The 11,387-nt window shown below is 45.9% G+C and carries 12 protein-coding genes; all 12 read left to right on the top strand.

What is annotated here, in order from left to right; genetic code table 11:
- The first annotated feature begins 5 nt into the window (after positions 1–5).
- The 12 genes from ACFSKO_RS10530 to ACFSKO_RS10585 all read left to right on the top strand — a co-directional run bounded on the left by ACFSKO_RS10530 (position 6) and on the right by ACFSKO_RS10585 (position 11,305).
- Positions 6–398, top strand: a complete 393-nt coding sequence (locus tag ACFSKO_RS10530) for a c-type cytochrome (RefSeq protein WP_380251255.1) — start codon at positions 6–8, stop codon at positions 396–398.
- Entirely contained in the window at positions 395–1,114 is a 720-nt protein-coding gene (locus ACFSKO_RS10535) for a phytochelatin synthase family protein (RefSeq protein WP_380251257.1), read from the top strand. Before ACFSKO_RS10530 ends, ACFSKO_RS10535 begins: the two co-directional genes overlap by 4 nt.
- Positions 1,115–1,127: 13 nt before the next feature.
- Positions 1,128–1,604, top strand: coding sequence for a hypothetical protein (locus ACFSKO_RS10540; RefSeq protein ID WP_380251259.1), 477 nt, complete (start codon positions 1,128–1,130; stop codon positions 1,602–1,604).
- A complete protein-coding gene (locus ACFSKO_RS10545; protein ID WP_380251261.1) occupies positions 1,605–3,245 on the top strand; it encodes a GMC oxidoreductase in 1,641 nt (546 codons plus the stop codon).
- 79 nt (positions 3,246–3,324) lie between these two features.
- A complete protein-coding gene (locus ACFSKO_RS10550; RefSeq protein ID WP_380251263.1) occupies positions 3,325–4,803 on the top strand; it encodes a hypothetical protein in 1,479 nt (492 codons plus the stop codon).
- Between the two features lie 7 nt (positions 4,804–4,810).
- Positions 4,811–5,125: a hypothetical protein gene (locus tag ACFSKO_RS10555; RefSeq protein WP_380251265.1), complete on the top strand. Its 315-nt coding sequence runs from the start codon at positions 4,811–4,813 to the stop codon at positions 5,123–5,125.
- Positions 5,126–5,417: 292 nt separating this feature from the next.
- The gene (locus tag ACFSKO_RS10560) at positions 5,418–6,983 is read left to right on the top strand and encodes an ABC transporter substrate-binding protein (protein ID WP_380251267.1); all 1,566 of its coding nucleotides are present in this window, start codon (positions 5,418–5,420) and stop codon (positions 6,981–6,983) included.
- A complete protein-coding gene (locus ACFSKO_RS10565; protein ID WP_380251269.1) occupies positions 6,973–7,785 on the top strand; it encodes an ATP-binding cassette domain-containing protein in 813 nt (270 codons plus the stop codon). The genes ACFSKO_RS10560 and ACFSKO_RS10565 overlap by 11 nt, the downstream gene beginning before the upstream one ends.
- On the top strand, positions 7,778–8,554 hold the full coding sequence (locus ACFSKO_RS10570) for an ABC transporter ATP-binding protein (RefSeq protein ID WP_380251271.1): 777 nt from the start codon (positions 7,778–7,780) through the stop codon (positions 8,552–8,554). Before ACFSKO_RS10565 ends, ACFSKO_RS10570 begins: the two co-directional genes overlap by 8 nt.
- A complete protein-coding gene (locus ACFSKO_RS10575) occupies positions 8,551–9,504 on the top strand; it encodes an ABC transporter permease (protein WP_380251273.1) in 954 nt (317 codons plus the stop codon). The genes ACFSKO_RS10570 and ACFSKO_RS10575 overlap by 4 nt, the downstream gene beginning before the upstream one ends.
- A gap of 15 nt (positions 9,505–9,519) precedes the next feature.
- Positions 9,520–10,407 carry an ABC transporter permease gene (locus ACFSKO_RS10580; protein ID WP_380251275.1) on the top strand — a complete coding sequence of 296 codons (888 nt, stop codon included), beginning with the start codon at positions 9,520–9,522 and terminating at the stop codon, positions 10,405–10,407.
- 1 nt (position 10,408) lies between these two features.
- Positions 10,409–11,305 carry a DMT family transporter gene (locus ACFSKO_RS10585; protein ID WP_380251277.1) on the top strand — a complete coding sequence of 299 codons (897 nt, stop codon included), beginning with the start codon at positions 10,409–10,411 and terminating at the stop codon, positions 11,303–11,305.
- The last annotated feature ends 82 nt before the right edge of the window (positions 11,306–11,387 follow it).

Below are 11,387 nucleotides of genomic sequence, written 5' to 3' on the forward strand. Positions count from 1 at the left end.
TTAAAATGACGAAATCAGACATGATCGCCAGAAGTGGCCTTCTCGCACTTCGACTTAAAACGAGACTTGGACTTAAAATAGCTGGATTGGCCCTTGGACTCTTCAGTCCCCTCTTAATGAGTGGCCATGCCATAGCCGATACACCAGCGCCAACACCAACAGCGATACCAGCCGTTGGGTCTCAGTGCCTATCTTGTCACGGTGAAGACGGACGCCCCGCGCTGGCAGACGTGCCGATCATTGCCGGACAGCAACCGATATACCTTGCCAATGCGCTCAGACACTACAAGTCGGGACAACGCACAGGCGGCCAAGCCCTGGTCATGCAGGAAATGGTCAAAGACCTCACAGATAAAGATATTGTAGCCCTCGCAAAATGGTTTGGAGAACAAAAATGAGAAAATTATTATTAAACACAGTTGCCGCTGTTAGCCTCGTTGCTTTCTCCTTCATTAGTCCTGCTCTCGCGGACAGTGTGACAACAATTGATACCAACATTTACCTGACCTCTCCAGAGGGCGAGCAACTCTTCAGAGACGCCGAAATCCTTACCGATTATCTCAAGCTGGCCAGTTATCTAGAAAGCGAACACATTCTCACCTTCTGTGGTCCCGCATCTATTGCCGGGGTTATGAATTCCCTCGATATCGAGCGTCCGACCCCGCCCCAACTTTATCCATGGCCGCTCTTTACCCAAACATCGATTTTCACCGATGCAAACCAAGAAGTAAAAACCTATGCCATGGTTGAGCACGAAGGTCTTGAGTTGCCACAACTGGCACAATTCTTCATCAACCTCGGCGCCAAGGCAGAGTATAAACACGCCGATGATTTTGATGCAGGATGGCTGCGTGAAACCATTACAAAAACACTTGCCGATCCAGACAAACGTTTTGTTGCCAACTATTCACGCAAACCCATCGGGCAAGTAGGGGGCGGTCATATCTCCCCTGTTGCAGCCTATGATGCAGACACCGACCGCGTATTGGTTCTTGATGTCGCTCGTTATAAATATCCTCCGGTTTGGTTGACCATCGACCAGCTTTACGCAGCGATGTTGGATAAGGATACATCATCCAACACAGCGCGCGGCGCTGTCATCGTTAGCCAATAGAAGAGGATTACCTATGAACTTAAGCAGACGCACGTTACTCGCTTCTGCTGCGCTAATTCCCCTCGCAAGCCAAGCTCAGGCATTAAGTTTGGGTTCCGGCTTTCGGGTCTTTAGCGAAGCAGTCCGCCAAATCGGTGGTGTCGTTGACATTGCTGACCACATGGTCCGCGCTGTGGAAACAGAATTTCTGTTCCAGTACGGGCAGGATGGCATGAACTCCTTTATTGCCGCGATGGACGGACGCTCTATCACAGAGACCCTCGCCCATGGCAGCGACGAACTTAAAGAACAAGCCAAGCTGATCGCACGGGTTCTCTATACCGGGGAAATCACCCGTAAGGACGATAAAGGCAACAGCACAACGACGGTTCCTTACTACCCCTGGTCAGTTGCCTGGTCATCGCTGGCCTTTGCCAAGGCCCCCGGAATTTGCGGTGGTCCTGCCTTTGGTCACTGGGCGCATGGCCCCTCTAAGGGAGGAAGCATGTAAATGGCGAAAGAAAACAAAATGAACGCCGATGTGGTTATCATCGGTGCCGGAATGGCAGGCGCACACCTTGCCCGCTCTCTCCGTGAAAAAGGCGTCGACGTCCTTATGCTTGAGGCCGGGGATCGTCGCTCGCGCGGTGATTTTCTGAAAATCTTCTATGAAAACCCGGTCAAAGGCCCACAGGCACCTTATCCCAGCATCCCATCAGCACCGCACCCGGAAGACAACGGCTACGCCGATTTTTACGTTCAAGACAAAGACACCCTGAATGAAAACCTCTTTATTGGTGCTTACTTGCGCATTTTTGGCGGGACATCCTGGCACTGGACGGGCTTTGCGGATCGCTTGCGCCCAGAAGACTTTCGGATGAAGAGCCTTTATGGGGTCGCCGAAGATTGGCCCATTGATTACAACACCGTTGTTCCCTACTACCTGACCGCCGAAAAGCGTTGGGGTGTTGCGGGCGATCCAAACCACGTTTGGGGTGCCCCAAGGGATGGCGCGCCTTACGAAATGCCGCCAATTCCCGCGACCTTTCTCGACAAACAGGTGACAAAAGCCTTGGAAAAAATGGGTCTGCATTCCGCGGTCTTCTCTCATGCACGTAATTCTGAAATTTATGACAATCGCCCGGTTTGTTGTGGCAACAATACTTGCGTCCCTATTTGCCCGATCGCAGCTAAGTACGATGCCTCTGTCGATGCCCAAAAGGCCGAAGACGAAGGCGCACGGGTAGAGGTCAACGCTCTTGTAACTTTCATAGAATCAGACAAAGACGGCAAAATCACCCGTGTGAAAGTTCAAAAACCAGACGGTAGCACCTTCTGGGTTGGTGGCAAGGTCTTTGCCCTTTGTGGCCATGCGATTGAAAATCCACGCCTTTTACTCAATTCAAAGCAGGAATATGCCCGTGAGGGCATTGCTAACTCAACCGACAACGTTGGCCGTTATCTTCTGACCCAAGCCAATCAGGACACCACGGGCCTCACACCGGATCCGGTCTTTCCCTACCGCGGACCGCAACAGACTTCCGGGTTGGTTGAACGGCGTGATGGTGAATTCCGCAGCAAAGTCGCCGCCATTGGTACGTCCTTTATGAACAATGGCTGGTCCGGCAACAGCGATGCAATCAACATGGCCCATGATCTTATCGACAAAGGCGTTGTGGGTCAGGACCTTCCACGCCAGATCAATGAACAGGTTTCGCGTCACCTGCGCCTGAACTCTTCTGCCGAAGTTTTGCCCGATTACAATAACCGCCTGGAACTTTCAGATCAGATGGATACCGCAGGCATCCCAAAACCAAAGATCACGTTCAAAATGGATGATTATACCAAACAGGGCCTCAAGGTCGGTCTGGATATCAATCTGGAAGTCTTCAAAAACATGGGCGCGACAGAGGTATCACACAACGACCCTTACCTCTCCAACGCCATTATCGGTGGCACCACCCGTATGGGGACAAATCCCGAGACATCCGTGGTGAACAGCGATCTTGTTACGCATGATCATGACAATCTTTATATCATTGGTTCCAGCGCTCATATCACCATGCCGGTTAATGCTCCGTCTCTGACCATTGCAGCCCTCGCGATACGTGCAGCGGATCATATGGAGAAAAAACTGGCGGAGATCCCATAAATGAACCCGAAAACATATGTAAACAGAGTATTTTCGCGATGAGTCTGAGTATTCTCTTAATAAATAGAACTACAGTTCAATGAATAAACTGCTTGGTGTCGTCAGCCTGGCTGTTCTTTCATTTGTCTTTCTCGGAAACGCGCTAAAATCTGTTGTCACCTCAACGGTTTTTGTTACCGAGGGCGAGTTTGCCAGCTTCCTCAACATATCCGTCGATAAAACCCAGATCCTGGTTGAACTGCTGATCGGCAGTTCAGTCATGGCGCTTGCAGTCGCACCGTTTTTGCTCACCCGAGATCGGGCACAAAAAATCGCGACACTCTCTGCGCTTATCGCCGGGGGTTGTTATGCTGCGCTCGGGTTAACAATGCTTTGGGGACCGCCGTTATTCTTACGCGAACTTATGGTGATCACTAGTTTTGCACTTGGCGGTTTTTTTATCTCCTTCTTTGCCCCCATTGCCCAACTCGCAATCAATGAAGTTGATAACGAACGCGAGCGTGTCCTACTCACTACGGTGTGGACAGCGGCCCAACCTGTTGCCTTTTTGATCACACCTCAATTGGTCAAGTACGTCGCGCTGGATATCGGCACAGGAAATTACTTTCTGATATTCTCGGCGTTTCCAGTCCTCTATCTCTTCTTGACTCGTACCGTCCTTAAAAGACCAGAGACAATACCAAAATTAAAGGCAGCTCCTGTTCTCTCTCCCAGTAAGATCGATTGGCAAACCATCAGCTACATCATCGTTGCAATCGCAGCTTTTGAAGCATGGACCCTGTCTAATTCACTTGCTGGTGTTACCTCTCCCATAAGCTTGTCTTTGATGGCAATTTTCTTTGTGATCGCATTGATAACAGCGTTGTATTTTAAGAAAAGAAAGTTGGCCAATGTTGAAGAGACTTCTCAAAACCTAAGAAATACCACCATAAGAAAAAGCCTTCCACCAACAGCAACCTTTCTTCTCATCGGCCTGTTTATACTTGAAATTCCCTCAACCGGTTTTTTCGATGGGGCATATCTCGTCCGTCATCTCTGTGCACCAAACTTGATTCAAGACCGAGCCTCTCTTGGAGCCGCCGCCCAGATTGCTGCTGTTGTGTTTGGTGGTGCTGTCTTTGTGCGTTGGCCCCGCCTTATGCCCGTACTCCTCATCAGTGGTATTTTACTGCTCTTGCTTGGCTCACTGGGGTACATTCGCTATCCTGATCTCCCTGTCGATGCTTCTTTCTTCTACACCTCCAAGATGGTTGCCTCTGCGGGTATGGGACTTGTCACAACCGTCATTGTAGGTGTGGTTATGGCCGAATGTCGAGGCAACCCGATAATGTCCTTGTTGCCTGCATTGATTATTATGTTCGGCACCGAGTTCGGTCTCGAAGTTTTGGAGATCGTCTATCAAGGTGCAAAACTTTACGGCATGCAGGAAGTTGAAGCCTACCGCGTGATCTTCATCGCCCAGATTGCTGCCATCGTTATTGCTTTAGTACCCTGCATCGAAGGCCTGTGGCTCAAGCATAAATCTCTCAAAGACCCGCAAGTCGCTGCAACACATTAAGGATACCATGATCGAAGCTTACAAAATACTCGAAGACAACGAACAACAGATTACTTACGAGTACAATTCTGTCCTGACATGGGGAATTTTTGGCGCGCTTGGTGTTGGCTTGGCGGGGATTTTCCTTGGGGTGTTCTTTTTGCAAGTCCTCTGTGGCATTGCGATGGTGGCTTACCTTTACATCGGCTTTACAAAAGTGAACCCGATCAACAAAAAAGTCCGCGCCGCTCTTCGCGATGGTTCACTCACAATGAAAGGCAGTAAGTATTCTTTCTCCAACCCTCTACAATTAACTCTAACCAAGAAAAATTCCTCCGAATGAACTCGACAGGATGCACCTCATTCGAGAGGCTTCCTTTCAGAGACAAAATGATCAATCAATATTTTTATTCTGAGAAATCAAACAAACACCCATCATAATATCCTGTTTCATAACAATACTTCCTTTAAACAATTTAATTTTCATTGAAATTTTAGTGTCGCTGAAATTTATACAAAAAGTAGATACCAATACATAAATTGATATGTTATAACATTTCAAATGACATGCAAAATCAAATACGATGAACTAGATCTTCCATAATTCCAACAAGACACTAATGGACCTCATTACGATGAAAGCAGTTTATTCACGGACAATTCTTGCGTCCGCTCTCCTCGCCCTAACAGCGGGTAACGTAAGCCCTCTCTCAATTAATTCAGCTTCTGCACAAGAAAAAATACTACGAATTGCTATGCCTTTCGGCCCAACAAGTTCTGCCCCCGAGCCTAGGGCACGACAAAATGGTTGGATTAGTAATAAGGCGGGTGTTTCAGAAACGCTTGTCGGTCTTGATTACGACATGAAAATATTTCCCCGTTTGGCGCTGGCGTATCGAAACACCTCTCCTACCAAATGGGAGTTTGAGTTGCGTGAAGATGTTCACTTTCATGACGGAAGCCTTTTAACAACTCAGATTGTTAAAGACTCGTTTTCGAAACTCGAAGAAAAAGATCATCCCGCTTTCAATCCTCGTTTAACCAAATTACTCGACATAAAAAGCATTACGATCAAAGATGAGAAAACACTCGTTTTTGAAACAAATAAACCAAATTCTGCATTTATTTGGTCGCTCACGGAACCAACGGCCTCAGTTATTAAAGAAGGAAACGAAACCCTTCCGATTATTGGCACAGGTCCCTTTGTCTTTGCTTCAGCAATAACAGGGAAAACATATAAAACGAAAGCGTTCGAAGGCTATTGGGGCGGCAAGCCAAAACTCGATGGTATTACCCTAGATACCATTTCGGATGCTTCCGTTGCTGCACTTGCCTTAAGAGCTGGTAATGTCGATCTCGTAACCAATTACGCAGAACCTGATTTCGCAATCCTAGAACAAACAAATCAGGGGCAACGCTTTTCAGCCGCCACAACTCGTCTATTTTTCTTCCAGCTGCGAACGGCTGATGGGCCTTTGTCGAACAAGGACCTTAGACAAGCTATATCTTTGGGTCTCGATCGAGATCTCATCGTAGCAACAGCCTTGGCAGGAGTTGGCGGCCAACCAGCTCATTCAATTTTCCCAGAAACAATGGCATCTTGGATAAATAAAGACCTGAAGTCTCCTTACGACGTAACCAAAGCACTTGGGATCCTGGACAAAGCTAATATCAAGGATACTGACAACGATGGTATACGTGAGATTGACGGCAACAACATTGTTCTTAAAATTCGTTCATATGAAGGTCGCCCGGCCCTTAAGCCTACCCTTGAAGTTGCTCAAGCACTACTTGGTAAACTTGGCTTACAAGTTGAAATTTCCATGGGTGAATTTCAGGCAAACAATGATGCGTTAAAGCTTGGCGAGATTCAAATGCACCTTCAGGCTTGGGGCACAGCACCTCAGGGGGATCCGGATTATTTCCCATCCACGTTACTTGATTCAAAAGCTGGCTATAACTTTTCCGGTTATGAAAACGCAGAACTTGATTCCTTACTTGAACAAGGACGTACAGAGTTTGAACCAGCTAAACGCAAAGTTATTTATGACCGTATTCAAGCGATTATTGCCGATGACCTCCCTTTAATTTCCGTATTCCATAAAACGCAAGTTTCAGTAGGAAATGGAAAGATAAAGGGCTACAAAATCCACCCCGCAGAAACCTATCTAGCATCACCGGAGCTGGACATTGAAAGGTAATGCACCTCCTCCATTGTTACGTTTGATTGACCTGACTGTTACGTTTAACGGTCAGGTCTTGATCGATAACATAAATCTGAACATAAAGTCCGGAGAAACACTTGCTGTTGTTGGTGGGTCAGGCGCGGGAAAGACAACCCTTTTACGCAGTTTAATGGGTCTTAAAAATCATGACCTTATGACTTCGGGTTCCCTCGCTTTTGAAGGCAACATGCATGACCTTTCTGATCATCAAAAATTTGGGTCTTTTCCAAAACACTCATTAGCCTATGTCCCCCAGAGTCCAAGTATTGGTCTCGACCCTTTAAAGAAATTAAAATGGCAATGGCAGCAAGTAATACGCGTGACTAGGCCCAAAGATCGCGAGTTCCATACAAATGAAAGAAGAAAGCTAGAGGTAGATTTTCCAAAAAGCATTCTCACTCAATTAAAGTTAAAAGAATTCGGTGAAAAATACCCTCATCAATGGAGTAGAGGTATGCAACAACGCCTCCTCATTGCTTTTGCCTTGGCGGCAAAACCTAAAATACTAATTCTGGACGAGCCGACATCAGCCTTAGATCCGATCGTCGCGGCAAGAGCCTTGCTAGAGGTCGTTAAAGCGGCAAGAGAAAATAATATTACCGTACTTATGGTTACGCATGATTTAGCCTTGGCTGCACAATTCGCTGATAGAATAGCCGTACTATCATCAGGAAAATTGATCGAACTCGGAGTAACAGATCAAATTTTGAATTCTCCGATCCATCCCTATACCGCAAATTTGGTAAAACACCGCCATTGGGGAAACTCCCATGCTTGAAGTACAAAATTTATCAGTTCTCCTACAAAAGCAACTCCTTCTTGATGATATTAGCTTTGTATTAAACCGTGGTGAAACTCTTTGCATTATTGGGGAAAGCGGGTCTGGAAAAACAACATTAATGAGATCTATTCTCGGATTATTACCTCTATCCGAAGGCAAGGTTACTCTTAACGGAGAACTTCACCAAAGTCCCAAAAGGCATCAAACAGGTTTACCTGCAACCCAGTTGGTTATGCAGGACCCTATCGCCGCCTTAAACCCCCATCAGAAGATAAAACTTTCTATTTCGGAAAGCCTTTATCATTCATCATTAAATAAGCGACAAATCGATCACGCAATTAAACAGGCATTACGCGATGTTGATTTACCCGAAAGTTTCGAAAATCGTTATCCGTCTCAAATTTCCCTTGGCCAAGCGCAACGTGTTTGCATTGCAAAGGCTATCATTGCCCGGCCAAACATTCTCTTCTTTGATGAACCACTTAGCGCATTGGATGCAATCATACAAAAACAGATTGCCCAGCTCCTGCAGAGGTTAAAAAATCAAAACAACTTAAGCTATATTTTCATCACCCATGACTTGGGATTTGCACGACATTATGCCGATAAAATCTTACTCTTAAACCATGGGAATGTTGAAGAATATCAAGACGCAATTTCATTTTTTAAGGCCCCGGAAAGTGCTTATGGCAGAGACTTACTGGAAGCTGCCCATATTTTGGGATCATTACCCTCAAAACCAATAAAAGAATTTCAGGCAGCATGACCCCTATCTATCTTTTACGAGCAACCGCCCTAAAAGCAGCTAGTCTATTGCTTGTGCTCTTGGGCGTTTCCTTCTTAACCTTTCTCCTTTACTTCTTTGCACCGGGAGATAAAGCCCTTGCCATAGCTAATGCCCGATATAATGGCGAAGGCAGTACTTCGCCTCAACTTGTCGAACAAATCAGGCTGGAAACAGGCCTCGACCATCCATTTTTTGTACAATTTTATAACTGGATTTTTGATGTAATCCAGTTGGATTTTGGATTGTCCTTGGTTTCACAAGAACCTGTTAGTGAAATTCTCATGAGCCAATTATGGGAAACATTGGAGCTGGCAATCTCTTCTCTGGTTATTGGAATGACCCTCGCTCTTACCCTCAGCTTGATTTCTGTCTGGAAACCTAAGACCCTGATTGATCGCTTTGCCATTGCAGTATCATCTGTTGGCGCTGCTATCCCGTCCTACTGGCTAGGATTGCTTTTAATACTTCTCTTTGCTGCAGAATTACAATGGCTCCCGGCTTATGGAACGGGAAGTATGGCACATCTTATTTTACCGGCATCCGCACTAAGTTTATCGGTTCTTGCTTCACAAACCCGCCTGATCCGCTCCTTCTTGCTAGAAGCAAGTGCGGCCCCATTCCTAGAGGCTCTAAAATTAAGAGGTGTCGGGCCAAAAGAGCTTTTTTTCAAACACATCGTTCGACACGCCTTTGTTCCTTTTATTACCATGCTGAGCTTAGAGCTCGCTTTTCTCTTAGAGGGGGCGGTTATTGTAGAGGTCGTTTTTGCCCGTGGGGGCATCGGATCACTGTTGGTACATTCGGTCATGAGCAGGGATTTTCCTGTCATCCAATGTATCGTTATTTTTTCTGCTGTGACCTATGTATCGATAAACAGTGCTGTTGAAATATTTCAATGGTCCATTAACCCTGTCTCACGGCAAGCATAGTTAGTTGAGTTTCTCATGATCCGTTTTCCTCTTAATTCACCCACACCTCAGGCTTCCCTCCCAGAACCTTTTAACTTGGAAAGATCTTCCGCACGCAAAGTACCTTCGTATATTCTTATATCAATCACCTTATTCATCGGACTTGTTGTTTTGGCTTTTTGGGCCACACCGTATAACCCTGTCGAAGCCGATTTCCTAAATCGCCTTTCCTCGCCCAACTGGCAAAACTGGTTTGGAACGGATCAAATGGGGCGAGATATTGCGACACGAATTTTATACGGAGCCGGATGGTCTGTCGGGCTTGCCTTTATCATTTCAATAACAGGGGTTGTGATTGGAACGTTCGTCGGACTACTCGCCGGATCACTTGATCAACCACTGGGCCGTTTTGTTGATGGCTTTTGCATGCGCATGACAGATAGTTTTTTTGCTTTCCCAGAATTAATTGCGGCGATTGCGATAACCGGTATCTTAGGACCAAGCACAATCAACATGGTTATAGCCCTAATTTTAGTTAGCTGGATGCGCTTTGCACGTCTTGTCAGGGCACTAACAGAAGATGTCAAACAACGGGATTATGTCATTCAGGCAAAATTGAATAAAATTCCGTATTTTTTAATTTTATCAAGGCATTATCTTCCTAGCATCCTATTAAGCATCATCGTCGTTTGGACAAGTTCCTGGTCCCGAACAATTTTGTCAATATCCGGTCTTAGCTTCCTGGGGTTTGGTGTCCAGCCGCCTCAAGCCGAATGGGGCGCCATGCTTCTAGACGGAAAACCTTACATGTTGACGGCGCCTCATTTGATGATCTTCCCCGGGTTAGCTGTTTTAATAACTGTTTTAGTACTTAATCTTGCGGGGGATCACTTACGCGATCACTTGCAGATATTGGATAAATAAAATGACCGCCGATTTTAAAGGCATCTGCTTGCGTATAGGCGCCACAGCATTTTTCACTTTCATGGTTCTTTTCGTCAAACTGCTGGCCGAAGACCTTCCCGTAGGGCAAACCGTTTTCTATCGAAGCGCCTTTGCTCTTATCCCCCTCGTTATCTTCCTTTTTATTACAGGGGATTTCCCGTCGGGTTTAAAAACAAAGCGGCCAAGTGGTCATATTGCACGCTGTGCTTTTGGCTGCATTGCCATGTTTACCTCATTTGCATCCTTAAAATATCTTCCTATTGCCGATGCCACTATTATTGGATATCTCGCCCCTATTCTAACCGTTCTCCTTGCAAGATTAATTTTAGGTGAAGCAGTTACCAAAGCACGCTGGGTTGGTGTCATTTTCGGTTTTGCTGGAATGTTGGTGTTAATCTTGCCCCAATTAAACAGTTTTGATGTCGACCGGAATTATCTAATCGGTGTTGGCTTAGGCTTTGTAACGGCCGGCTTTACGGCAATCGCAAAAATTCAAATTCGCAGTCTGGCCCTTACAGAAAATGCCGGAGCAATAGCGTTTTATTTTGCCTTAACCTGTACAGTGGCAGGTCTCGCAACTCTTCCGTTAGGCTGGCCAACACCAGATAATACACAACTGGCTCTTTTAATTGGTTCGGGAATTACCGGTGGGATTGCTCACATTATGATGACCTTGAGTTACCAATACAGTGAAGCTTCAAAACTAGCGACCTTTGAATATCTATCGCTGATTTTTGCTGTTTTCTCTGATTTATTTTTCTTTAACATTATACCTGGTATTAGTTTTTACATCGCCGCGAGTTGTATTCTCTTTGCCACAATATTTGTCGCTTTAAAGGACAAAAGTCCAAGCAAAGTAGCCGCGACGAGATGTTAACTCATTAAATTTTGACCCAAAAAAATACCCCCTGGAAAAATCCAAAGGGTATTTTTAAAATTCACTTCTGTGACGCCATTTA

The sequence above is a fragment of the Kiloniella antarctica genome (assembly GCF_042682825.1).
GTDB classification, from domain to species: domain Bacteria; phylum Pseudomonadota; class Alphaproteobacteria; order Kiloniellales; family Kiloniellaceae; genus Kiloniella; species Kiloniella antarctica.

Bases quoted from the DNA above. Each gene is read 5' to 3' on its own strand.
- ACFSKO_RS10530 (WP_380251255.1), top strand. From the start codon at position 6: ATGACGAAATCAGACATGATCGCCAGAAGTGGCCTTCTCGCACTTCGA.
- ACFSKO_RS10535 (WP_380251257.1), top strand. From the start codon at position 395: ATGAGAAAATTATTATTAAACACAGTTGCCGCTGTTAGCCTCGTTGCT.
- ACFSKO_RS10540 (WP_380251259.1), top strand. From the start codon at position 1,128: ATGAACTTAAGCAGACGCACGTTACTCGCTTCTGCTGCGCTAATTCCC.
- ACFSKO_RS10545 (WP_380251261.1), top strand. From the start codon at position 1,605: ATGGCGAAAGAAAACAAAATGAACGCCGATGTGGTTATCATCGGTGCC.
- ACFSKO_RS10550 (WP_380251263.1), top strand. From the start codon at position 3,325: ATGAATAAACTGCTTGGTGTCGTCAGCCTGGCTGTTCTTTCATTTGTC.
- ACFSKO_RS10555 (WP_380251265.1), top strand. From the start codon at position 4,811: ATGATCGAAGCTTACAAAATACTCGAAGACAACGAACAACAGATTACT.
- ACFSKO_RS10560 (WP_380251267.1), top strand. From the start codon at position 5,418: ATGAAAGCAGTTTATTCACGGACAATTCTTGCGTCCGCTCTCCTCGCC.
- ACFSKO_RS10570 (WP_380251271.1), top strand. From the start codon at position 7,778: ATGCTTGAAGTACAAAATTTATCAGTTCTCCTACAAAAGCAACTCCTT.
- ACFSKO_RS10575 (WP_380251273.1), top strand. From the start codon at position 8,551: ATGACCCCTATCTATCTTTTACGAGCAACCGCCCTAAAAGCAGCTAGT.
- ACFSKO_RS10580 (WP_380251275.1), top strand. From the start codon at position 9,520: ATGATCCGTTTTCCTCTTAATTCACCCACACCTCAGGCTTCCCTCCCA.
- ACFSKO_RS10585 (WP_380251277.1), top strand. From the start codon at position 10,409: ATGACCGCCGATTTTAAAGGCATCTGCTTGCGTATAGGCGCCACAGCA.